This window comes from Coleofasciculaceae cyanobacterium (assembly GCA_036703275.1).
Lineage (GTDB): Bacteria > Cyanobacteriota > Cyanobacteriia > Cyanobacteriales > Xenococcaceae > Waterburya.
The window spans coordinates 32,191-57,018 of record DATNPK010000010.1 but is presented as its reverse complement, the minus strand read 5'-3'; the positions used below and the strand labels follow the sequence as shown (position 1 = coordinate 57,018).

General features: G+C 39.9%; 22 protein-coding genes. 14 read left to right on the top strand and 8 right to left on the bottom strand.

Annotation, left to right across the window (positions count from 1 at the left end; genetic code table 11):
* Window positions 1–59: 59 nt before the first annotated feature.
* A complete protein-coding gene (locus V6C71_01000) occupies window positions 60–1,643 on the bottom strand; it encodes a sodium:proton antiporter (protein ID HEY9767067.1) in 1,584 nt (527 codons plus the stop codon).
* Between the two features lie 298 nt (window positions 1,644–1,941).
* Here V6C71_01000 and V6C71_00995 point away from each other — a divergent pair, with 298 nt between their 5' ends.
* Entirely contained in the window at window positions 1,942–2,073 is a 132-nt protein-coding gene (locus V6C71_00995) for a hypothetical protein (protein HEY9767066.1), read from the top strand.
* Here V6C71_00995 and V6C71_00990 read toward each other — a convergent pair.
* On the bottom strand, window positions 2,070–3,656 hold the full coding sequence (locus V6C71_00990; GenBank protein HEY9767065.1) for a cation:proton antiporter: 1,587 nt from the start codon (window positions 3,654–3,656) through the stop codon (window positions 2,070–2,072). The two genes, V6C71_00995 and V6C71_00990, sit on opposite strands and share 4 nt — an antisense overlap.
* A gap of 561 nt (window positions 3,657–4,217) precedes the next feature.
* Here V6C71_00990 and V6C71_00985 point away from each other — a divergent pair.
* Window positions 4,218–5,255 carry a response regulator transcription factor gene (locus tag V6C71_00985; GenBank protein ID HEY9767064.1) on the top strand — a complete coding sequence of 346 codons (1,038 nt, stop codon included), beginning with the start codon at window positions 4,218–4,220 and terminating at the stop codon, window positions 5,253–5,255.
* A gap of 172 nt (window positions 5,256–5,427) precedes the next feature.
* Here V6C71_00985 and V6C71_00980 read toward each other — a convergent pair whose 3' ends face one another.
* The 3 genes from V6C71_00980 to V6C71_00970 all read right to left on the bottom strand — a co-directional run bounded on the left by V6C71_00980 (window position 5,428) and on the right by V6C71_00970 (window position 9,427).
* Window positions 5,428–7,023, bottom strand: a complete 1,596-nt coding sequence (locus tag V6C71_00980) for an NAD(P)H-quinone oxidoreductase subunit 4 (protein ID HEY9767063.1) — start codon at window positions 7,021–7,023, stop codon at window positions 5,428–5,430.
* A gap of 156 nt (window positions 7,024–7,179) precedes the next feature.
* Entirely contained in the window at window positions 7,180–8,022 is an 843-nt protein-coding gene (locus V6C71_00975; GenBank protein HEY9767062.1) for a hypothetical protein, read from the bottom strand.
* Between the two features lie 115 nt (window positions 8,023–8,137).
* Complete coding sequence (locus V6C71_00970) at window positions 8,138–9,427, bottom strand: serine/threonine-protein kinase (GenBank protein ID HEY9767061.1); 1,290 nt, start codon at window positions 9,425–9,427, stop codon at window positions 8,138–8,140.
* A 432-nt stretch (window positions 9,428–9,859) separates the two neighbouring features.
* Between V6C71_00970 and V6C71_00965 the strand changes: the two genes are divergently transcribed.
* The 6 genes from V6C71_00965 (at window position 9,860) to V6C71_00940 (ending at window position 17,497) form a co-directional block, all read left to right on the top strand.
* Window positions 9,860–10,333 (top strand): response regulator, encoded by a 474-nt coding sequence (locus V6C71_00965; GenBank protein HEY9767060.1) that lies wholly within the window; start codon window positions 9,860–9,862, stop codon window positions 10,331–10,333.
* Window positions 10,326–12,071 carry an EAL domain-containing protein gene (locus V6C71_00960; protein HEY9767059.1) on the top strand — a complete coding sequence of 582 codons (1,746 nt, stop codon included), beginning with the start codon at window positions 10,326–10,328 and terminating at the stop codon, window positions 12,069–12,071. Before V6C71_00965 ends, V6C71_00960 begins: the two co-directional genes overlap by 8 nt.
* A gap of 67 nt (window positions 12,072–12,138) precedes the next feature.
* Window positions 12,139–13,029: an alpha/beta hydrolase gene (locus V6C71_00955; GenBank protein ID HEY9767058.1), complete on the top strand. Its 891-nt coding sequence runs from the start codon at window positions 12,139–12,141 to the stop codon at window positions 13,027–13,029.
* Between the two features lie 287 nt (window positions 13,030–13,316).
* Window positions 13,317–15,428, top strand: coding sequence for a glycogen debranching protein GlgX (gene glgX / locus V6C71_00950; GenBank protein HEY9767057.1), 2,112 nt, complete (start codon window positions 13,317–13,319; stop codon window positions 15,426–15,428).
* A gap of 145 nt (window positions 15,429–15,573) precedes the next feature.
* Entirely contained in the window at window positions 15,574–16,188 is a 615-nt protein-coding gene (locus V6C71_00945) for a histidine phosphatase family protein (protein ID HEY9767056.1), read from the top strand.
* A gap of 103 nt (window positions 16,189–16,291) precedes the next feature.
* Entirely contained in the window at window positions 16,292–17,497 is a 1,206-nt protein-coding gene (locus V6C71_00940) for an acetate kinase (GenBank protein ID HEY9767055.1), read from the top strand.
* Window positions 17,498–17,852: 355 nt separating this feature from the next.
* Here V6C71_00940 and V6C71_00935 read toward each other — a convergent pair whose 3' ends face one another.
* Entirely contained in the window at window positions 17,853–18,461 is a 609-nt protein-coding gene (locus V6C71_00935; GenBank protein HEY9767054.1) for a TIGR04282 family arsenosugar biosynthesis glycosyltransferase, read from the bottom strand.
* Window positions 18,462–18,496: 35 nt separating this feature from the next.
* Window positions 18,497–18,991 carry a CYTH domain-containing protein gene (locus V6C71_00930; GenBank protein HEY9767053.1) on the bottom strand — a complete coding sequence of 165 codons (495 nt, stop codon included), beginning with the start codon at window positions 18,989–18,991 and terminating at the stop codon, window positions 18,497–18,499.
* 105 nt (window positions 18,992–19,096) lie between these two features.
* Between V6C71_00930 and V6C71_00925 the strand changes: the two genes are divergently transcribed.
* The 5 genes from V6C71_00925 (at window position 19,097) to V6C71_00905 (ending at window position 22,649) form a co-directional block, all read left to right on the top strand.
* On the top strand, window positions 19,097–19,435 hold the full coding sequence (locus tag V6C71_00925) for a P-II family nitrogen regulator (GenBank protein ID HEY9767052.1): 339 nt from the start codon (window positions 19,097–19,099) through the stop codon (window positions 19,433–19,435).
* Window positions 19,436–19,522: 87 nt separating this feature from the next.
* The gene (locus tag V6C71_00920) at window positions 19,523–20,032 is read left to right on the top strand and encodes a sterol desaturase (protein HEY9767051.1); all 510 of its coding nucleotides are present in this window, start codon (window positions 19,523–19,525) and stop codon (window positions 20,030–20,032) included.
* Between the two features lie 138 nt (window positions 20,033–20,170).
* On the top strand, window positions 20,171–20,773 hold the full coding sequence (locus tag V6C71_00915; protein HEY9767050.1) for a Crp/Fnr family transcriptional regulator: 603 nt from the start codon (window positions 20,171–20,173) through the stop codon (window positions 20,771–20,773).
* Between the two features lie 235 nt (window positions 20,774–21,008).
* On the top strand, window positions 21,009–21,560 hold the full coding sequence (locus V6C71_00910; protein ID HEY9767049.1) for a DUF3122 domain-containing protein: 552 nt from the start codon (window positions 21,009–21,011) through the stop codon (window positions 21,558–21,560).
* A 117-nt stretch (window positions 21,561–21,677) separates the two neighbouring features.
* Window positions 21,678–22,649: a pentapeptide repeat-containing protein gene (locus V6C71_00905; GenBank protein ID HEY9767048.1), complete on the top strand. Its 972-nt coding sequence runs from the start codon at window positions 21,678–21,680 to the stop codon at window positions 22,647–22,649.
* Window positions 22,650–22,713: 64 nt separating this feature from the next.
* On the opposite strand, the gene mgtE is transcribed toward V6C71_00905, so the two are convergent.
* Window positions 22,714–24,087, bottom strand: a complete 1,374-nt coding sequence (gene mgtE / locus V6C71_00900; protein HEY9767047.1) for a magnesium transporter — start codon at window positions 24,085–24,087, stop codon at window positions 22,714–22,716.
* Between the two features lie 303 nt (window positions 24,088–24,390).
* Between mgtE and V6C71_00895 the strand changes: the two genes are divergently transcribed.
* Window positions 24,391–24,690, top strand: a complete 300-nt coding sequence (locus V6C71_00895) for an RNA-binding protein (protein HEY9767046.1) — start codon at window positions 24,391–24,393, stop codon at window positions 24,688–24,690.
* Window positions 24,691–24,828: the final 138 nt, after the last annotated feature.

Sequence of the window (24,828 nt, the reverse complement as noted above, 5' to 3'; positions counted from 1 at the left end):
ACTAGGAATGAAATATCTGCTGTCGATCTCATCATGGCAAAATTGCCACTTGAACAAATTTAGGTATCTCCTGCTTTGGCAATAATCTCTTGTAAGACTGGAGAAAGGTTTTCGTTTAATTTACCGGCGCGGATAAACTCGGCGTAAGTATCGGCTTCAATATCTAAAAGCTGTTCTTTGAGCTGTTCCATCGTCAGCGAGCGCAAGTTATCATGTTCTCGCTGCATGGTATCAATTTTGTCCTCAATGTTTTGCAGTTGCCCAGTGACTAGTTTTTGTTGATAGCGATAATACTCAGGATCGATTTCTGAAGCTAATTCATTACTGTTGAGATAATCGAGCACGCGAGTCATTGCCACTTTGCGCGCTAATAGTTCAGAATATTCCTGACGCAAAGGCTGATCGCCGATCAAATTCAAGGTACTCAATAACCATTTAGTACTCAATCCCTGGACTAAAAGGGTAAATAGAACTACGCCAAAAACCGTATCGATAATTTCTTGCCTACCCGTCAGCACTACGGGAACACTCAAGGCGACGGCAATAGAAACTGAACCCCTCAAACCGCCCCACCATAGAACAGTTTGCTCTTTCAAATTAGTCTTGGTTTGGCTAATTAAATTACTAATATTACCAAGACCAAAAATGACAATGGCTCTAGTAATTAAGACTGTTGCGATCGCTACGATAATCAAATCGAAATTATTTTTGAGACTGGTAAAGTTTATTTGGTCGCCAATCAACAAAAACACAATTGAATTGACGAAAAACGCCAAAAAGTCCCAAAATTCTGTAACCAGTAGCCTAGTTCGCGGATTCATACCAATTCGTGAGCCAAAATTACCCAAAATAATCCCGACGGTAACCACTCCAATTACCCCCGAACCGCCTAATTCTTCGGTAATTAAGTATGTACCATAGGCCGAAACCAAGGTTAAAGACTGCTCCACCAAAGGTAAATCAAACCTTTGAGTCAAATAGGATATGCCAAACCCGATCAGGCTACCAATTCCTAAGCCAATACCAACAAAGGTAAGAAAACGAATCATAATAGTTGAAATGCCAAATTCGCCAATACCCAATGGGATATTAACCAACAATAGAAAAGCAACTACCGCCACACCATCATTAAATAAACTTTCCCCTTCCATAAGGATTGTCAAACGTTTGCTTGCTCCCAACTCTCGAAACAAAGCAACTACAGATACAGGATCGGTAGCAGATAAGCTCGCACCAACTAAAAGAGCTGTTGCCAAAGGCATATCGGTAAAATAGCTCAGCGGAAAAGCTACACCAATAACAGAAATAACCACGCCGACAACCGCAAATAGACTCACAGGAATCAAACTGTTTTTAAGACTGCGCCAACGGATATTCCAGGCTGCCTCAAATAACAAAGGAGGTAGAAAAATTTCTAGAATTAGCTCTGGTGATAGACTTACTAGGCGAATATCCACAAAAGCCAAGCCAAGTCCAACTATTACTAATAGCAGGGTATAGGGAATTTGCCGAAACCAGCTAAAGAGCCGCGAAATTGTTGCAACGCTCAAAGACACAGACAAAACGATCAAAAATTGTTCCAGATTTCCTTTGATAGAAATCTCTGTTATGTTGGGTTCTACGACAAAAAAGATTGTTTCCATAAAGTCAATAAAATAAATGCGGCTTTAAGCAGATTTCACGATTAATAATGGCATAGATTTTCTTGGTGACTACCAAGGTGGGACATACATATTTAAATAAACTATTTCAGTTTCTTGAGAATTATTATCCAACTAACTTGCTAATTCAACAACGTGGTTGGACAAAGGACTAGATGTGCGATCGCGAATTCTCTCACCTCTAGCTTCCCAGCTTCTCTCTTCCTCAGGCTGAGAATTTTTTTTGATTGCTTAGTTTAGCAATTTACCATCTACTGCTTGAAATACAGCAAAATCACCAATGTACTTGAAAAATTTTGCCAAAATTCAATTAATAATTTCTTGTGAGCGTAACTTTGGTTTAGGACTAGGAATGAAATATCTGCTGTCTGTCGATCTCATCATGGCAAAATTGCCACTTGAACAAATTTAGGTATCTTCTGCTTTGGCGATAATCTTTTGTAGGACTGGAGAAAGGTTTTCGTTTAACTTACCAGCGCGGATAAACTCGGCGTAAGTATCGGCTTCAATATCTAAAAGCTGTTCTTTGAGCTGTTCCATCGTCAGCGATCGCAGCCGCTCGTACTTTTTCTGCATGGTAGCGATTTTTTCTCTAATGCTCTTGAGTTCTCCTTTAACCAGTTCTTTTTGATAGCGATAATATTCAGGATCGATATCTTCGGCTAATTCATTGCTGTTTAAATAGTTTAAAACACGGGTCATAGCTACTTTCCTGGCTAACAACTCCGAGTATTCCTGACGCAAAGGCTGATCGCCAATTAAATCAAGAGTACTCAACAACCACTTCATACTCAATCCTTGAACCAAGAGGCTAAACAGTACTACCCCAAAAACTGTATCAATAATTTCTTGTCTACTCGACAACACTTCGGGAACACTCAATGCTAGAGCGATAGATACAGAACCCCGTAAGCCACCCCACCAGAGTACGGTTTGTTCTTTGAGGTTAGTTTTAGTTCGACTAACTAGATTACTAATATTGCCCAAACCAAAGATAGCAATGGCTCTAGTAGCTAAAACCGCTGCGATTGCTATGACAATTAGACCGAAGTTACTTTTTAAACTACTAAAGTTTATTTGGTCACCAATTAACAAAAAGACGATAGAATTCACGAAAAATGCCAGAAAATCCCAAAATTCTGAGAGTAATAGTCTAGTACGGGGATTCATGCCGATTTGTGAGCCAAAATTACCCAAAATAATCCCGACGGTAACAACCCCAATTACCCCCGAACCGCCTAATTCCTCGGTAATTAAATACGTACCATAGGCCGAAACCAAGGTTAAAGACTGTTCTACCAAAGGTAAATCAAACCTTTGAGTCAGATAAGAAATTCCAAATCCAATTAAGCCGCCAACGCTAAAACCAATACCCGCAAACGTGATAAAGCGAATGACGATGGTCGAAATATCAAATTCGCCAATACCTAGAGGAATATTAACCAACAACAGAAAAGCAACTACCGCCACACCATCATTAAACAAACTTTCCCCTTCTATGAGGGTTGTTAAACGTTTACTTGCTCCCAACTCCCGCAGCAACGCTACTATAGATATCGGATCGGTGGAAGACATACAAGCACCAACTAAAAGAGCAATTGGCCAAGGCATATCATCGATAAAATAGCTGAGGGGGAATGCTACTCCGACTATAGAAATAACCACGCCGAAAACAGCAAATAGACTCACAGGAATCAGACTGTTTTTAAGATTACGCCAACGGGTATTCCAGGCTGCCTCAAATAATAAAGGAGGTAGAAAAATTTCTAGAATTAGCTCTGGTGATAGCCTTGCCAGGCGAATATCTACAAAAGCCAAGCCAAGTCCAACTATTACTAATAGCAGGGTATAGGGAATTTGCCGAAACCAGCTAAAGATCCGTGAAATTGTCGCAACGCTCAAAGACACAGACAAAACGAGCAAAAATTGTTCCAGATTTCCTTTGATAGAAATCTCTGTTATGTAGTGTTCTACGGCAAAAAAGATTGTTTCCATAAAGTCAATAAAATGAATTTGCCTTCAAGCAGATTTCACGATTGATAATGAGATAGATTTTCTTGGTGATTACCAAGGTGAAGCAGATTCAGATAAACTATTTAAGTTGATTAAGGATTGTTATCCAACTAACTTGTTGACTCAACAACGTGGTTGAATAAAGGACTACTAGATGCGCGATCGCGAATTCTTTCACCTCCAGCTTCTCACTTCCTCAGGCTGAGAATTTTTTTTAATTGCTTAGCTTAGCAATCTACCACCTACTGCTTGAAATACAACAAAATCACCAATATACTTGAAAAATTTCGCCAAAATTTAATTAATAATTTTTTCGAGCGTAACTTTAATTGATTGAAACTAGTTAATCGCTCCTGCAAGTTAAAGTAATTCAACCTATCTGGTATTTATTTTCTTCAGCATTCCAAGTAGCTTGACAAACAGTTGAAGAGTTGAAGTGTAATCATTTTTTTGCCCAATTATCTATTAAGATCATCGGAAATACTATGTTTGAGTTGCGTTTCGGCATAAATATTAGGAATTAGAGTTATCTAGGTATATTGAATGATTAATATTTTATTAGTAGACGATCAGGCTCTTCTATGTGAAGTGCTGAAAACTTGGCTCGATGTAGAACAGGATATTCAAGTATTAGGAGTGGCTCACAATGGTCAAGATGCTATTCAAGAAGTAGAAAAATTGCAGCCTGATATTGTGCTAATGGATATTAATATGCCACAGATGGATGGTTTAAAAGCAACTAAAATTATTTCTCAACGTTTTCCCAAAGTAAAAGTAATTTTTCTTAGTGGTCATGATGATGATGCTTATTTAGGCAAATCTTTACAAGCTGGGGCAAAAGGATACCTACTTAAAAACACCACCGCCGATGAACTAGTACAAAAAATTCGCTCGGTTTACAATAATGTAAATTTATTAGAATCAAAACCAGGCAATAATTCTTTAACTCCCCTACAAACTCAGATAGAAGAATTCATCGAAACCTATCGTTTTAGATTTGAAAATATAATCGCCGAATATAATGCTTCAATGAATACCGAGCATTATGAGCAAATAGAGCAAAAGCTGGAACAACGTCTTAATGAACTAGAAGGCAAAATCGATACCAACCAAGGAAAAATTAACGAACTAGAATATAAAAACCAGTCTAGTTGGAAATCTCTGCGTAAAGAACTGATTAACACTAATAGCCAGTTTAATCAAGCAAATCGTAATTTAAGCATCCAGTTTAATCAACAAATTAATAACTTAAAGCAGGATTTAGACGGTAAGCTATCTATTGCCCTAGATGATTGGTCGCGCCAAAGGGCAGCCTTGCAGGAATGGGCTGTACAGCGGGATGAAATGCGTCCTTCTATCGAAGACTACGAATCAAAGAATCGTCAAGAATTAATGACTGTGGTTAATCCGATTCGGGCTTCTTTTGGAGACGTAGATCGGCAACTGAAAACGATGAGAAACTGGTTAATAGCCAGCGGACTATGTAGCCTATTAGCTCTGGCTGCTTCGGGCTATATATTAGTATCTCAAGTAAGGTCGGAAAATCCTCTAATTGTACCCAAAGAAGATCTTGTCAATTGATTAACTATAGCAATACACATTAACATTAAGACATTTTGCTACTTGCTACTGCGAGCCAATAGGTTTTGTGTCCTAATCTAATTTTGTACGGCTATACAAGCTAATAAAAATAAGGGTTCAGCAGTGCCAAACCCCCACAGGATAGATAATTAGTCAAGATCTAGGTAAATATTTAGTCAGCTTTAACTGTTTCAATTTCTGGTGCAGCCAAAGAGATCATTGAAGAGATATTGGCTGGAACTTTAGCCTCTTGTACCAAACTAGGTACAGAAGCTCGCAATCTAGCTGTAAGCTGAGTGATGCTAGAGTCATAGATTTGCGTAACCACCTTGGGATACAAACCAATCCCAATAATGGGAATTAACAAGCAAGCGATGATAAACACTTCTCTAGGTTCGGCATCTACCAGATTAGTGTGATCGACTAGTTCTTTATTTTCTGGACCATAAAGCATTTCCCGCAGCATTGATAACAAGTAGATGGGAGTTAAGATTACTCCTACCGCAGCCAAGAAGACAATGCATACTTTAAAGGTAGAGTTGTAGGCATCGCTAGTAGCAAAACCAACAAATACCATCAATTCTGCGACAAAACCACTCATTCCTGGTAGTGCCAAAGAAGCAAAGGAACAGGTAGTCCACATGGCGAAGATCTTTTTCATTTTTTGACCAACACCGCCCATTTCATCGAGCATTAAAGTATGGCTGCGATCGTAGGTAGCACCCACCATAAAGAAGAGACTCGCCCCAATCAGACCATGAGAAATCATCTGTAGCATCGCGCCACTAGTTCCTAAATCAGTAAAGGAGGCAATCCCAATTAAGACAAAGCCCATATGGGAAATCGACGAGTAGGCAATTTTGCGCTTGAGGTTGCGTTGAGCAAAGGAGGTTAGTGCTGCATAAACAATATTTACTACCCCCAAAATTACCAATACGGGAGCAAAAAAAGCATGAGCATCGGGCAGCATTCCCGCATTCATCCGTAATAGAGCATATCCTCCCATTTTGAGCAGAATACCTGCCAGCAACATATGGGCTGGAGCAGTGGCTTCGCCATGAGCATCTGGTAGCCAAGTATGGAGAGGGAAAATCGGTAGCTTAACGCCGTAGGCAATGAGAAAGCCAGCGTACAAAAATAATTGCAGATTAAAACTATAATCTTTAGCAGCGATCGCACTCATGTTAAAAGTCACCGTATCGCCATAAAATGCCATAGTTAAGCCAGCGATCAAAATAAACAGTGAACCCCCTGCGGTATAGAGGATAAACTTAGTCGCAGCATAAAGGCGTTTTTTACCACCCCAGATCGACAAGATAAGATATACGGGAACTAGCTCTAATTCCCAAACCAGGAAAAATAGCAGCATATCCTGTACGGCAAATACAGCAATTTGTCCGCCATACATTGCCAACATCAAAAAATAAAAGAGCTTTGGTTTGTAGGTGACAGGCCAAGCTGCCATCATCGCCAAAGTGGTAATAAAGCCCGTCAGCAAAATCAAGGGCATAGATAGCCCATCAGCACCAACCGACCAGTTAAGATCTAGCTGGGGTATCCAAGCGTAACTTTCAACTAGCTGTAGATTGGGATTATTAAAGTCATAGTCTTGGTAAAAACCATAGACTATAATCGCAAAGTCAATTAAGCCAATGACTAGAGCATACCAGCGCACGGTTTTGCCATCTTTATCAGGAATGAGCGGCAAAAACAGAGACGCAGCGATGGGAAATAGAATACACGTAGTTAACCAAGGAAAATGTGTCATATATAGAGAAGCAAAAACTTTCGGGGATATTATTTGTAAATTTCCTTTCTTTTTTATATGTTCTAAGGTTTTTCAGTCCACCCCTGGTAATCTTAATAAATTGTTTATAGGCTTGTTGATTTTGCTTTGGGGATCGCTTGCTCGCTCGACGAAATTTTAACCTATTCCCAGAGATTCGCCACGAATGAGGCGAATTTGCGCCAAGGTAAACACAATCGGAATAACTCGACCATAGTTAGTCGCGATCGCTTTCCAACCTAAATCGGCGACAAAATAGCCCCAGATAATTGGACCAAGCAGACTAAACACTCCCCTAGCTGTTCCATAACGCGCCGCATTAGTTACCATACCTTTTTTGGCTGTCTGTAGCGCCAATTGATTACTCAAGCCAGCCACTGCCGTTGTGCCACCTTTGATCAAAGCTGTTTTTGCTGCCTGGTAAGTAGCAAAATGAAGTGCAAACTGTCGGGCAATATGTTTTAGCATCCATGATTTTAAAACAGTACTAACCGCGACAATACCACTACCTTTTAACAGTATTTTAAGCGGGCTGTGCTGCAAGTGTATGGGTAAAGGTTCGGGAGGATGTGCCGTTGCTAGAGAACTGCCTACCTGTGCCTGAAGCGATTTTTGTTCTTGAGGAGGAAGCTTATCCCAAGCTTTACTAATCAGATGTAAAAAAATTTCTGCCTCAATGTCAATAGCGTTCATCATTCCTGAATAAGGAATTTTGAGATAATGACAAACTTTAACTAATATTTCGCGATAAGATACTTCCTGGGTACGCCCCCGCAGTACGGTGATGCCATCGGCTGCCAGGTAACGAAATCTTTGGTCAATTGAATCGAGCCACAGATCGAGATCCTGGCTTTGAATTTGGATTGGCTCAGGTGTCTGCAAATAGTCTAGAGGATTGAAACGACGATGAAATAGTATCTGCGTTATTTGCTGTAATTCTTCTTCCGTGGCTAATGCTAATCCTGCCTTCAGTTCATCCAATGCCGTCTCCTCCACAACATCGTCTTATTATTAGACTATTTTGGTTTAATCTTGAATCATTTCATCTTGAATTATAGCGAAGAGTTCAAAACTTGATTACTAATTGATAATACTACTAAATTAGCTTTAAGCCCAAGGTAATGCCGATCGCGATCGCACTCAACCAAAAACTTGTCCTAATTTTTGTACCTGCCACCGCCGTTGGTATCTGCCACCAATAATAGGAAAGAATCAAAACTTCGGTTACAGAGATTGCTGCTGAGATACTCACAGCTTCTTTGATGCCCCAAATTAAGCTACTGATGGTTACTAACAAAACGGGAATAATCACTGCCAAACCTATTCCTTGAGATCTAGCCTGTCGATCTGCCAGGGCAATGGTTGCTGCGCCTAATTCGGTGATGCTAATTGCTACCGCAGCTAGTATGGCGATCGCTATATTAATTATTGTTGATTCAAATTGACCATAGGCAAAATTAATTGCCCATACCGCTACCGTGGTTAAACCAGAAATTGCAGCTGTTGCCGCGATAATTTTGGGTTCGATTAGCGAATTCAACTTAAAGTTAATTGTTGGCGTAATTCTGCTGGGTGATTCGACGGCTAGGTCGAGTTCAAGTAAGGCATTTTTAGCAGCTAAAGCATTATTAAAACGCTGACTTACCTTAGCATGAGTCATTTTTTCTAACCAGCCAACCAACTGTCGATCTAATTGCGGTAATAACGATTTTATGGTTAATTGATAGGGATTATCTTCTAGTGCCGAGACGCGAATTTCGCTAATATCTTGCCTAGTTAAAAGACAGACCAAAGTTACTCCCAAACTATAAATATCTGAAGCCATAGTTGGCTTAATAATTTGTTCGGGAGCAATAAAGCCAGGAGTCCCTTTAAAAACACTACTTCCAGCAACTTCTTTACTGCCTAAACTCGCAAATCCAAAGTCAATTAAATAAGCATTTAAAGCTTCATCAAGCAAAATATTTTCGGGTTTTAAATCGCGGTGTAGTATGGGGGGATTTAGCTGCTGTAAATAAATTAAAATATCGAGTATTTTTAAAGCTAGGTGTTTAACTTCAGATACAGTTAGCTCGCGAAAATCACTTAAAGCTGAAGCAGAAATATATTCTTGAATTAGACAAAAACCTGCTTGAGTTTCAATGCTAGCTAAGTATTTGGGAATACCAGGATGATTTAGCTGTTGCAAAATCTTAATTTCTTGCTCATAAGCTTTATACCCCGACCAGCTAGAGCTATCTATAGCAAAACAAAATTGCTTGATTACGACGGTTCGTTGTGTTTTGAGTTCTATTGCTTTCCAGGTAATTCTTCCTCCTTCTCGATTTCGCCCCAACTCAGCTTCAATCTTGTATCCGTGATTAGTTAAATCGAAATTAACGCTCATTTTAAGCTTTTATTTTTGATGTTTATTGACAATTTTTCTAAATTTTAAATAAGTCATAAAAATGTTTACGCTTAAGTTACTTATGTTAGGTTTTGATTAAAGTTTAAAGTGAAAAATTATGCAGCTATAAATATTAATTTTGGTTATTTTTCGTACGTCTAAAGTAAACTATAGTTGGCATCGATAGAGATCAATCTCTGTATACACTTTGGACAAATTTTATTCTAGTAAATAAAGCTTTCAAAGCGTTGCGGTAGCATATATGATGTGATACAAGATACAGAACCCTAGAATAATATAAGTTCTGAAAAACTAAATATAAATACCATATTTGCGTCAAAAAGCTTGGATGTATAGTTATAAACTAAATAAATATTAGCAATATTCAGTCAGCAGCAAATCCTGGCTTTTTAAATATAGACAATTTATATAATGCCAACTAAAAATATATTATTGGTTGAAGATAACCCTGATGATCGCGAGTTAATGAAACTGGCTTTTGCTCAGGGTGAAATTCCGCATAATTTAATCGTAGTATCTGATGGAATTAAGGCATTAGATTACCTCCAAAGACAAGCGGATCGTGATGATTCGTTAGCATCGAGCGATCGCAGTTTAGCATCGATGCCTGCTTTGATTATGCTGGATTTAAATCTGCCCAAAATTAGTGGAATTGAAGTCTTACGGCGGATTCGCGCCAATCCTAGGACGAAAATTTTACCTGTTGTTATAATTAGCTCTTCAAATGAGCCACAGGACCTGATTGACAGTTATATTAATGGTTGCAATAGTTACATCAGAAAACCGATACACTTTACACAACTACAAAATTTTGTTAGAGAAATAAGTACGTACTGGTTGACTGTTAATCAGCTTCCACCTGTTTTTGGAGTCCTAAATGAATAAACTTCTGCGAGTCTTAATTGTTGAAGATTCAGAAGATGATGCCGAGCTATTAGCCATTGCTTTAAAACGCGGCGATTATGAAATAATTTATCAGCGAGTAGATACCAAATCAAGTATGCAGATTGCTCTGGAAAAACAGCTTTGGGATATCGTCTTAGCAGATTATTCTATGCCCCAGTTTAGCGCGATCGCTGCTTTAGAGTTACTTAAGGAACGGCAGCTAGATTTACCCTTTGTAATTGTATCGGGTAAGATTGGCGAAGATACCGCCGTGGCAGCGATGAAGGCGGGGGCGCATGATTATCTAGTCAAAGGACAATTATCGCGACTGATTCCCGCAGTAGAACGAGAATTAAGAGAAGCTGTTTTAAGAGAAGAATATCGCGCTGCTCAGAAAAGACTAAGATACTTAGCCTACTATGACAAGCTGACCAATTTGCCCAACAGAACTCTATTTTTAGAACATTTAAATCGAGAAATAGCTCGGCATGATGACTTGAACCAATGCCGCGAGCGAAACGCAACTTTAGCAGCGACCCCAAATTTATTTGCCGTTCTACTGCTTAGTATTGACCGTTTTCGCAGCATTAAGCATAGTTTAGGCTATGCAATCAGTGAAGAGCTGTTAATTGCCGTGGCTCGGCGTTTGCAGGAGTATGTCACGACTACTTATTCAAACATAGTCGCCAGAATAGGTGAAGATGAATTTGCCCTACTAGTCGCAGACATTAATAGTCCTGAGGATGTTCTAAATCAAGCAGAAAGTCTCTATCGGCAGCTAATTAAACCGTTTAACATTAACAACGCTACAGTCTGTTCTACGGTGAGTATTGGGATAGCCCTAAACCACAATAACAATCAAGAACCAGAAAAGATGTTGCGCTGGGCAGATACCGCCATGCAGTATGCCAAGGTCAACTTTGCAAAAACTTCGGTTTTGTTCGATGAAAAGATGCAGAGTAAGGCAGTAGAAAAACTGCGTTTGGAAAATGATTTGCAGCAGGCGATCGATAATCAGCAGCTATATTTAAACTACCAGCCGATCGTATCTTTGGACACGGGTGAAATCAACTGTTTAGAAGCTTTGGTAAGATGGAAGCACGATTCTTTGGGGTCAATTCCGCCAGATAAGTTTATTCCAATTTGCGAAGAAACGGGGCAGATTATTGCCCTTGGTCAATGGATCCTTTCAGAAGCCTGTTGTCAGCTAGTGACGTGGCAAAAGTCTTTTGCAGTTGATTCTTCTTTGACAATAAGCATCAATTTATCACGGATTCAAATTTATCATCCTGAATTAATCCCGCAAATAGATGCTTTGCTCCAGTCCTTAAATTTAACGGGGAAAGACCTGAAGCTAGAAATTACCGAGAGTACTCTGATGGAAAATACTTCGGCAGTTACTAAAGTTCTCGAACAGTTGAAAGAGCGTGAAATCAAACTGTGTTTAGATGACTTTGGTACAGGTTATTCTTCCTTAAGCTACCTGCGCTATCTACCTGTTGATACGGTTAAAATAGACCGTTCTTTTATCGGACCTGAAATAAACAGTACGAACTACGATATTATCAAGGCGATCGTCAATCTGGCTCATAGTTTGGGTTTAGATGTTGTTGCCGAAGGTATTGAAACAGAGGCTCAATTAAAAATACTGCGCAGTTTGGGTTGTGAATATGGGCAGGGATACCTTTTTGCCTATCCTCTTAATAGTGTAGATGTCCCCAGCGTGATGCAACGGTAGGGTAAATCTGCGGCCCGTAGTTGAATTGCGCTAATTTAAAAGTGTTCGCTTAGTGATGAGCTAAAAAATGACTACTACTAATGGTTGGTCGCACAATTTTATTAGCACCAACGGAATCAGGCTGCATTATGTCAACCAGGGAGAGGGAAAACTGATGCTGATGCTGCATGGGTTTCCTGAATTTTGGTATTCCTGGCGACATCAGATTAGAGAATTTGCTCAGGATTACCATGTGGTTGCAGTCGATCTAAGAGGATACAACGACAGCGATAAACCCGAACAGTTAGAAGCTTATCGAATGTCTGAATTGATTGCCGATGTTAAAGGTGTAATTACTGGCTTGGGCTATGAAGACTGTATATTAGTCGCTCATGATTGGGGAGGAGCGATCGCCTGGAATTTTGCCTATGCCTATCCCGAAATGCTAGAAAAATTAATTGTCTTGAATATTCCTCATCCGGCTAAATTTGCCGCAGGATTGCAAACTCCCCAGCAGCTACTAAAAAGCTGGTATATCTTTGCTTTTCAATTACCCTGGTTGCCAGAATTTGTGCTTCAGTTGAATGACTATCAGGCAATTAAAGAAGCCTTTTTGGGCATGGCGATCGATCAAACTGCCTTTAGTGAAGCAGATTTAAATGCTTACCGCAACGCTGCTGCTAAACCTGGCGCACTTACCGCTATGGTGAATTATTATCGCTGTATTTTTCAGTCTTTATTTTTGGGAAATAACCCTTTAAATGGACTAGGCGATCGCCAACAGTGGGGCGTTTTAGATATTCCGACTCTAACTATTTGGGGCGAAGAGGATAAGGCACTGGGCAAAGAACTAACTTATGGCACAGAAGCCTATGTTAGAGATTGGCAAATAAAATATATTCCTAACTGTAGCCACTGGGTGCAACAAGAACAACCAGAATTGGTTAATGGTTACATACGAGAATTTCTGGCAAGCTAACTAATTACTATTTTAAGTAATTCTGTTTATAAAGTACCGCAACCTTAAATTAAGGATGCTATGGTAAAACCTAGCACATCTCATTTTCTACTCTAAGCTAACAGCTGATAGCGCGACAAAGCGAAGTAGCGCAGTTGCGGGGGTTCACGGTCAAGCCCGTGCATGATTCCCGTGCATGGTATATGCGTAGCGGTATCCGTGATAGACTGCTTCAAGAAGCGGTTGAGGGTTTCCCCCGATATAGCTATTATTGCAAGAAGCTAACAGCTAATAGCTAAATTTAAAATATGTCTAGGAAACCAAAGGTATTGCCTGGAGAAAGTTTTCCCTTGGGAGCAACTGTTTATTCTCATGGAGTAAACTTCTGCGTCTTTTCTCAAAATGCCTCAGCAATAGAACTACTACTGTTCAACAGCGCTCAGGCTGCTAAACCGTCTTATGTAATCAGACTCGATCCAGTCAAGAATAAAACTTATTATTACTGGCACGTTTTTGTTCCAGAAATTAGAGCAGGACAGATTTACGCCTATCGTGTTTTTGGCGATTTTGCGCCTGAAACAGGACAGCGATTCGATCGCACCAAAATACTATTAGATCCTTACGCCAAAGCAATTGTCGGGGAAGAATTTTACGATCGCACTGCTGCTGCGGATCGTGGCAGTAACTGCGCCCAAGCTTTCAAAGGAGTAGTGGTAGACCCTAGCACCTATGACTGGGAGGGCGATCGACACCCCAGGATTCCCTATTCTGCTAGCGTCATCTATGAAATGCACGTCAGTGGTTTTACTTGTAATCCTAATTCTGGCGTTGCTCCTGCCAAAAGAGGGACATATGCTGGCTTGATCGAGAAAATTCCCTACCTCAAGGAGTTGGGCATTACCGCAGTGGAACTGCTTCCCGTTCACCAGTTCGATCCCCAAGATGTGCGCCCTGGACTAAAAAACTATTGGGGCTATAGCACCATTGGCTTTTTTGCTCCCCATCGCGGCTATAGCTCTCAGCGCGATCCTTTGGGGGCGGTAGACGAGTTTCGCGACCTGATTAAGGCAATGCACAAAGCAGGAATCGAAGTAATCTTAGATGTGGTTTTCAACCATACCGCCGAAGGTAACGAAAATGGCCCGACGCTGTCATTTAGAGGATTGGATAATCAGACCTACTATATTCTGGAAGACAATCCTGCTGAATATAAGAACTACAGTGGCTGTGGCAACACTTTCAAAGGCAACCATCCTGTAGTTGCCAGATTAATTGTTGATTCACTGCGCTATTGGGTTTCTGAGATGCACGTAGATGGTTTTCGGTTTGATTTGGCTTCAATTCTGTCCAGGGATGTCTATGGAGAGCCAATCGAAGATGAGGGGGCGTTGAGAATTCTATCTATTATTGAATCTGACCCCGTTTTGGCAGGAAGTAAGCTGATTGCCGAAGCCTGGGATGCAGCAGGACTATACGATGTGGGCAAGTTTGTCGCTCAAGCAGACTGGTTTTCGGAGTGGAATGGACCATTCCGAGACGATGTACGCCGTTTTGTCAAAAGCGATCGCGGTGCAGTCAATAATTTAGCAGCCAGAATCTTAGCCAGTCCTGACATTTATCTCCGTTTAGATACGGATATTAACCGCTGCGTTAATTTTGTTACCTGTCATGATGGTTTTACCCTTAACGACCTCGTTTCTTATAATTACAAACACAACGAGGCGAATAAAGAAGATAGCCGTGATGGGGCTAATGATAATTACAGTTGGAATTGTGGTCAGGAGGGAGTAACTCAAGATCCTCAAATAGAGCAGCTGCGTTGGCAGCAAATTAAAAATTTCTTAACTATTCTATTTATGTCTCAGGGAACACCGATGTTGCTCATGGGAGATGAAATCAGACATACCCAACTAGGCAATAACAATGCTTACTGCCAGGACAATGAGCTAAGTTGGTTTGACTGGAGTTTGGTCGATAAACATAGCGATCTGCTGCGTTTTGTCAAAAAGTTAATTCAGTTTGTTCATGAACTAGAGATTTTCAGTGAAGAACAGTTTTTACAGGTAGACCAAGTAAGTTCTAAACCACACATAATTTGGCATGGACAGCGTTTAAACCAGCCCGATTGGAGTGAAGACTCACATATTTTGGCTTTTTCTCTCTGTCATCCCCGCAGCGGTGAACATCTTCATGTAATTTTTAACGCTTATTGGAAACCGTTGGAATTTGAATTACCGCCTCTGAAGCTGGGCAATTCTTGGCATCGCATTATTGATACGGCTTTACCTACACCTGAAGATTTTTCCGACCCCAGTACAGCCCAAAAAATTTACGAGGATCGTTACCTGGTTACAGCGCGATCGTCCGTAGTCTTGATGGATCGAGGCGGCATTATCCCAATACCAAATTTTAGCCTGTAACATAAAAGCTAAAAGCTAATAGCTAAAAGTGAGACAGTTGCGTCCCTGAACGGACTAGCTTTGCGTCGTCCTTTAGCATACTGCTCAAAACAATCCCTGGCTGAAAATCTAATAAAGTAATAATCAATTACTTAAACTTTTGGTGATGACTTTAAACATTTTTTTCTTAAGACACGGTGAAACCCTAGCCAGCAAAACCGATAGTTTTTGTGGAACTTCTGATGTGGAATTAACTACCGCAGGAAAAATAATGGCAAAAGACTTTGCGGTTGCTTATAAATCCATACCCTGGAGAGCAATTTTTTCGAGTCCGATGCGTCGCACTATTGCCACAGCCAAACCTTTGTGCAATTTAGTCGCAATGGAAATGCAGCTACGGAACGGTTTGAAAGAAATAGATTTTGGTAAATGGGAAGGCAAAACTCAAGCAGAAGTCGATCGCCAATTTCATGATGACTATCTACGTTGGCGATCTGAACCTGGTTGGAATGCTCCCCCTAATGGAGAAAGAGCAATTGATATAGCTCGTCGTAGTTCCGAGGTTTTGGAAGAAATTGAACAAACTTACAGCAATGGTAACGTGCTAGTTGTTTCCCATAAAGCCACGATTCGGATTATGCTGTGTTCTTTGCTAGGAATTGACGTGGGACGCTATCGCGATCGCATCGATATGCCTGTTGCTGCCGTTAGTATAGTTGAATTTAATGAACATGGCCCATTGCTGAAGAGGTTAAGCGATCGCTCACATTTGAATCATTGATTTTCAATTTAAGCAGGGAGAAAGAGCGATCGACCCCAAAAGATTAATCAGTTTACTAGGTTGCGCAATCTACCGCCAATCTTATAATTTAATCTTGGCAATCATGAAAATTTTAGTCTTCAATGCTGGTTCTAGCAGTCAAAAAAGCTGTCTTTATGCTTTAGACCAATCTATCCCAAATACGCCACCAGAACCGTTGTGGTCAGCCCATCTGGATTGGACAGTGACTCGAGAGGGGGGAATGCTTACCGTCAAAAGTAATGACACCAAACAGCAGATCGAGGTAAGAGAACGCGACACTGCTTTAAAAGTGATGTTAAATACTTTGGTTACAGGAGAAACTAAAGTTATAGACAGTCTCCAGAATATTGATGTGGTTGGTCATCGAGTAGTACATGGTGGAGCAAAATATAACCAAGCTACAGTGATTGATGCTGATGTTAAAGATGCGATCGCACTTTTTATTCCTCTGGCACCCAATCATAATCCCGAACATCTTAGAGGAATTAATATCGTCGCAGAAATATTACCTGAAACACCGCAGGTAGCGGTTTTTGATACGGCTTTTCACACTACTATTCCCGAACCCGCTAAAGTTTATCCCATACCTTATGAATATTATGAACGGGGAATTCAGCGTTATGGATTTCACGGTATTTCTCATCAATATTGCGCTAATCGCACCGCCCAAATTTTGCAGCAACCTCTTGAGTCTCTAAAAATTGTCAACTGTCATTTAGGTAATGGTTGTTCTTTAGCTGCGATTGAAAACGGGATCTGTATCGATACCACAATGGGTTTTTCACCCTTAGAAGGATTAATGATGGGAACTCGTTGTGGTTCAATCGATCCGCAAATTCCGATTTATCTGATGCAGGAATATGACTTAGATGCGAATGAAGTCAATCAAATTTTGAATAAAAAGTCTGGTTTAAAAGGAGTAAGCGGTATATCTGCCGATCTGAGAACTATTGCCGAAGCAATCGCTTCGGGTAATACTCAAGCACAGCTAGCTTTGGATATTTATCTTCATCGCTTGAAAAACGCGATCGGGGCAATGGTTGCTAGTCTTAATGGTATAGATGTTTTAGTCTTTACTGCGGGAGTGGGCGAAAATTCGCAGATTGTGCGCCAAAAAACTTGTGCAGGTTTATCTTATCTCGGTCTGCAACTAGATATTGAGCAAAACAATTCCTGTTCCGAAGATGCTAATATTGCGGCGATCGATTCTCTGGTAAAAGTACTGGTGATTCATACTCAAGAAGATTGGGCGATCGCTTTAGCAGCACAAACGGCTATTGCAGATTAATATTTTGGAAGATTTTGGCGTTGATAATTTGATATAGCGGTTCTCATTCACCTAAGGTACAGTCTGACACCCTGGTTTTTTGCTAATAGCCAATGGGACGCGACGTAAGGAGGACGCGATATGCCCTAAAGGATATGCCAATCGCGGATTCACGGATAAACCGCACTCCGCCCTTCGGTCTCGAAGCTTATCATGCACGGACTAACTTCGTGTGACGCGCTAGCTAATCATGCACGGGCTAATGGTTCATGGGACGCGTCTCCAGACGCTAATCATGCACGGGCTAATTGAGGTGTACCTTATAAATATGAAAATTGCTATACCAGTTCTCGTTAACAATTTATCACTGTAAAATTTAAGTGTATTTCTGCCAAATAATCAAATCTTTAGGGCGATCTATATCAACTAAAGTAGGAAGATAATGAGTGCTTAAATTTAATCGATCGGCAATAGCTTTAGTTTGATTTAATACGCGATCGCTACCCCAATCAATGTTTTGCAAAAGCTCTGGCAGGGGCTGATTTAGACCAATTAAATAGTACCCGCCATCTTCTGCTGGCCCTAAAACTAAATCTTGTTTTTGTAACGAGTTAAAAGCCTTGCTTAAGATTATTCGATCGAGATCGGGACAGTCAATCCCAATAACTACTACCCGCTGATTACCTAAATTAAATGCACGCTCAAATGCCGCTTGCATCTTGTCTCCTAAATCTCCTGAAACTTGAGCAATATATTTTATTTCTGTTCCTAACCATTCCACCATTTGCTGTTGATTTCCTCCTGCAAAGTGAACTTCGATAGTAAATTTACGGCGGCATAAAAGTTGTTTGGCAGTATTTAAAGTATGTTCGGTCATTTCTCGCTGCAATTCGGCAGCACCTTCAGCACCCAAATTAGGAATCATTCGAGTTTTAGTTTTACCAGGTTCAGGATAGCGACTAAAAATAATTAAAATTTCGCTCATGCAGTAATCAGTATTCAGTAATTAATAATCAATTGTTAATCTTGCCACTGACTGTAAGGATGTTTAATCAGGTAAGCATTAAAGTATTTCGGATCATTAACTTCTCGTTCGATCCAGTCGGGAATATTTATTTGCTGAGCTTCACTTTTTAGTTCTACTTCAGCAATAATTAATCCTTGATTTTCCCCTTCAAATTCATCAACTTCCCAAGTCAAGTTATCAATATTAAACTTGTATCTAAATTTTTCAATTAAAGATTTGATACACAAATTATTAAGCATTTCTTGGGCATCTTGAGTAGGAATAGGATATTCAAACTCGGCGCGTGTATGTCCAACAGTTTTACTTTTTATGGTTAGATACCCTTGCTCACCAGCAATTCTGACTCTAACCGTGGTTTCGTTATTGGTGGAAATGTAACCCTGACAATATCTTTGACCTTGAACAAGAAACTGGCTTTGTAAATATTCTTTGTGCGATCGCCATTTCTCTTTGTCTACCAGATACTTACGTTCTATTTCTGTTCCCATTAATTATTTTTGCCGATCTTCAAACTAAAGGCATCTAGACTACTTGATACAACTACAATACTATCAAGCATTAACTATTAAAGTAAAAAGACTGAGGAACATAAATTGAGAAAAATTGAAGCGATTATTCATTCTCATAAACTAGATGATGTTAAAACGAGCTTAATTTCTATTGGTGTAATTGGCATGACTATTTCCGAGGTTAAAGCCTTTGGACATAAGAAAGGTTTAACTACTCGTTACCGAGGTACAGAATATCGGATTGATTTTACTACTAAACTAAAAGTTGAAGCCATAGTTGAAGATGAGATGGCCGATTTAGTAGTCCAGCAAATATCTCTAGCTGCTCGTACTGGAGAAATTGGCGATGGTAAGATTTTCGTTTCTAATGCCGAGCAAATAGTTAGAATTAGAACCGAAGAAACGGGAATAGCCGCCATTTAATTTTGCAGCAATCACAACTTAAATAATTATTAAAATAGCCTTAACTAAGAAGAAATAAGCTAGCACCTGTGTCTATGGAGCTGGTCTATGTTTTTAATCAAAATAATTGTTGTTGCAGTATTATTACTAATTGTTGGCGATTTCTTGTCTACCTTTTTCTATCATGTGCCAGAACACGTTTTCGGTAAATTTCATACTTTAGTTCATCATGGAAAAAACCGTAGCTTTATTCATTATGCAGTTTTGAGCCGCAATCCTTTGGTAATTTTCGATGGATTTTTAGGTGCTTTACCCTACTTTATTTTTATTCCTGTAGGTTGGCAAATTTCCCCAATTGGGATAATCTTAGGTCTGGCTTTGGGTGAACTGCACGTAGTTTGGCGACACGTTTCAATTATTGATTGGCAAACTCCTAAAGCGATCGCTCGATGTTGCCAATTATGTTTTATCACTACCCCAGAAAGACATTGGCAACATCACCAAAATGCCCAACTAGCCTATGGTGATATTTTTACTTTCTATCATCTTCCTGCTGTGGCGTGGATGCAGTTTCTCCTGGGGATCAAAAAGAATTACCGTCAACTACCTAATGGTTGAAGGTTCAAAACTACTTATTTTACCCTGAACAAACCCCTAATAACCATATCCAAAGCTTAACCCACTCGTCACTTGCTGTTTACTTTCACTAGATAAACTAATTTTTATAATGGTAAATGCAATATAACTCATTAAATTATGCTACTGAGTCAAAAACCAAACTCTAACCTAAGTCTAGGACGAAGAGAAAAAGAATTACTCTTGCATCAGTATCAAAAAGGAGATGAAATTTCTGTTCTAGATTCGGGAATTTGGCAAGTTTATCGGGGTGTAGTGCAATTGAGTCGAGTTCAACCAGACGGGACAGAAATAATCTCAGGCTGGGTAACGGCAAATGGCATTTTTGGTAATCTTGTAGATAATTCTGTATTATACCGTGCTGTAGCTCTGGGTGATGTTTATGCCAAACGCTACTCCTCTCTTGATGCCGCTAGACATCCTTCATTAGCAAGACAGTTGTTAGCTCAATTTAGCGATCGCCTGGTAAAATCTCAACAGTTATTAGCCATCATCGCTATTAGAAGAGTAGAAGAGCGTTTAATTCAGTTGCTATTAATGCTAAAACAAGAGATCGGACAAACAGTTACCGATGGCATTCGGTTACAGGTACGTTTTACTCATCAACATTTAGCAGAATCTATTCACACCACTAGAGTCACGGTTACCAGAGTTCTAGGGGATTTGCAAAACCAAGGTTTAATTTATTTTGACGATGAGCGACACATTGTCATTAGAAGCTAAAAGATCTCCAAGCTAAAAATATGTATTTTACGAGGGTAGTAATCTACCCTCTTTTATTTTGCTATTTCCTGAAATTGAGCGATCGCTAAATCAATCAAAATAGCCGTCAGTACAAATGCACTAAAAAAATTGGCGACAGAGTATCGTTTTTTGCCTGTAAAGCTTAATACGTAGGAAAATTAATCATTATGGCTATGACTAAATGCTGTCAGCTTAATCTGATTAATAATTTCCCATGTTGCATAAATTACTAACTATAATTACCGTTCGCAAGATAGCTTTTTATCGCTTAATTGTCTTATTTAATTTGACCATAATTTTTACCTTAAGCCTGCTGCTACATTGCTTACCCGCTACCGCACTTTTGAGGCAACATCACGAAACCCTTAACGTTTTGCGGTATCATGCTCAAGACCCATTAAAAGATCGTGATGGCAATACTTGGCAAGTTCTGTTGTTTCCAGATAATAGCCAAAGCGTTAAGACAACATACTATTTACGTCTGGTAGGATTCCCTGGAGTCAACTCTTTTATTCATCCTAAATCTTTAGAGATTCTGACATCCCAAGGCAAAATATTAACTGCGACAGATGCTTATCCCCAATCTGCGCCAGCTCCTAATGTCGGTCAATATGACTTAACCTCAGTCATACCTCGTCTGCCATCTAAAGGTAGCTTGAAGTTAGCTGTACCTTTAAAAGATGATCGTGAACTAGCTCTAAAAATTTCTGATCAAGTCCTGGAAGAATGGCGGTTACTAACGCAAGAAATTGAAAGAAAAGAATAAGGGATCGTCTCAACCGTCAACTGTTGACTTTTACAGTCTGTTGTTATTTTAGAGTGGCGATCGGGAATTATAAACTAGTATGACCACTGCCAATTGTTGAGATAGCAATTTAATTTAATGAATGGAGAAAAATTATTACTGCTATATCAGCAGGGCAATAGAGATTTTAGTCGTGCTAATCTCAGTCAAATTCAGATTTTACAAGTTGAGTTAGTTAATATAGACTTGAACCGAACCGAGTTGGACTGGGCAAATTTTAGCGGGACAAACCTTACCGCAGCAAATTTTAGTCGCGCTAATTTAAGTAACGCTCGGCTGATTAAAACCAATTTAGCTGGAGCAAATCTTAATAGTGCCGATCTAGCTGCTGCCGATCTAAGCTGGGCTAACTTAGAAAATGCTTCTCTAGCTAGAGTCGATCTAAGCAATGCCAATCTCAGTCAGTCATTTTTTCGCGATGCCAATTTAGCTGATGCCGATTTGAGTAATGCCAATCTGACTAGAGCTAATCTTAGTGGTGCTAATCTCAGCCGAGCCAATTTAAGTGGTGCCGATCTTACAGGAGTAGACTTAAGCGGAGCAAATTTTACTCGTGCCGATTTAAGCGAAGCCAATTTGACTGATGCTGATTTAACTTATGCCAGCTTTAATCGAGCCGACTTGAGCGGTTGCAGTCTGCGCCAGTCAAACCTAGAACAGGCAACGCTACATGGTGCTAATTTACGCTCGGCTAACTTACGCAGTGCCATACTAACAGGGGCAGTTTTAAAAGATGGCGATAGATCGAGTAATAGTCTGACAACAATATCGCAGTTGAGTTCAACTAATTCCCAACAGAACAACAAAATTGATTTATGCTCTGCCAATTTACAGGGAGCTAATTTACAGGGAGCTAGTTTGCAAAATGCCAACTTTAGATTTGCTTTGTTGTTCAAAGCTAATTTAGAAAAAGCTAATTTGCAGAACTCTAGCTTGATTGATGTGTATTTGCGAGGAGCTAATTTAAGAGGGGCTAACCTCAAAAACAGTGTGTTAAGTGGTATTAATTGGAAGGGAACAGTTATGCCTGATGGAACGATTCATCCTTAGTGCTTTATATGTTTTAGATAAATTTGCTTCGCTGATAACTTGAATGTTGTTAGCTATCAGCTGTTTATAGACCAAGAATGGTGCGAGCGATGTAGAAGTAAATTAGTACTCCTAAAACATCTACGGCTGTGGTGATAAACGGTGCAGACATCAAGGCAGGATCTAAGCCCAAAGAACGAAATAGAAAAGGCAAAGCCGAACCAGCCACAGAAGCCAACAGCGAGATCGCCACTAAACTAGTTCCTACCGATATTGCTACTGCCCAACTTCCCTGGAGAAAATATGCCCAGACAGTTGCCATTGTCCCCAAAATTAAACCCAACAGAATGCCTGCTGCTGCTTCGCGAAAGACAACTTTTCCCGCCCCCAGGTTTTGAATCTCTTCGGTATTTAAACCCCTGATCACCACCGTAGAAGACTGTGCGCCTACGTTCCCTCCAGTACCAGTCAACAAAGGAATAAAAGCAGTCAAGATTACTACCTGTTGCAATAATGACTCCTGAGAACGAATAATTGCACCAGTTACAGTATTGGTCAGCAATAAAACAAACAACCAAACCACTCTACGACGGGCTACGATCAATAAGTTGGTTTGAAAATAATTATCTTTATCTGACTGTACCCCACCCAAGGCGTAAATATCTTCAGTTGCTTCGCGCTCGATAATATCAATCACATCGTCAACGGTCACAACTCCCACTAACCGTTCTTCGCTATCAACTACTGGCAGTGCTAAAATGTCGTAACGTTGAATCGTTCTGGCAACCTCTTCTTGGTCGGTATCAGTATGTACAAACACCACATCGCGAGTCATGATTTCGGCTAAAGTCGTATCTGGCGCAGCAATGACTAAATCTCTTAAAGAGACAATTCCAGTTAATTGGCGAGAAATATTAGTGACGTAAAGATAATAGACAACTTCGGAAGTATTTGATAAATTTCTGATTCTTTCTAAAGTCTGGCTAACAGTCAGATTCTCTTTCAGCGAGATATATTCGGGGGTCATAATGCGCCCCGCCGTATCTTCGCCGTAACCCAGTAAAATAGCCGTAGCCTGGCGTTCTTTTGGGCTTAACTGTGACAATAAACGACGTACTACTTTAGCTGGTAGCTCATCAAACATCCTAGCGCGGTCATCTGGAGACATTTGATCCACAACGTCTAATACTTCTTGTCGTTTAAATTCCTGAATTAAAGCTTGTTGAACATCAGTATTAAGATATTCATATACTTCGATCGCTTCTGCTTTAGAAAGTAACCGAAAGGCAATTAACTGGATTGGTTCTGGTAAGCCTTCAATCGCTTCGGCAATATCTACTGGCTGTACAGGAATTAAAAGAGATTTAGCCCCCTGCAAGTTGCCGCTTTCTAGCAATAGTTCTAGTTGCGATCGAACTAACTGTCTTAATTCGTTATATTTAGTTCCATTTGGTGTCATACATCACGTCCAATAATACAGATTTATTTTTATAATTAGTTATTGTTTTTGAGCGGCAAATAAAACCTTCCTCATTAAACTATTAATTATTAGATACAATTCACTTCTTATTTTTTAATATTGTTTTCCCTCTTTAAATGAATCCTTTCAATTCGGCTGTGTTAATGTACTAGAAAATAGAGATTTCAATTCGGTGGGCGCGTTTGTTTAAATTTGTCATAACCTCTAGGCTATTGAATAGACTGGCAAGCTTTCTTCCGAAATATTCATCTCAAAATAATTTCGCAAATCAGGAGACAATTGATGTCAATCTATGTAGGTAATCTTAATTACGAGGTCACTAAAGAAGATCTTACGACTGTTTTTGAAGAATACGGTACTGTATCTAGGGTTTCTCTTCCATCAGACCGCGAAACGGGTCGTCCCAGAGGTTTCGGTTTCGTAGAAATGAGTACTGAAGACGAAGAAACCAAAGCAATTGAAAGTTTAGACGGTGCAGACTGGATGGGAAGAGAATTAAGAGTCAATAAAGCCAGACCTCGTGAAAATAATCGTGGTGGTGGTGGTAATCGCCGTTTTGAAAGCTCATCCCGCAACTATTAAAGAATCAATCAATCAATCTAGATAGATGTTTATCATTTGCCAGTTGATAGTTTAGTTAACAATTAATGATTTTTTTAGCTTAAAAACCTCTCCCTATCGGTCAGTATCTAGTGATAGATGTTTTCTAACGGAGAGGTT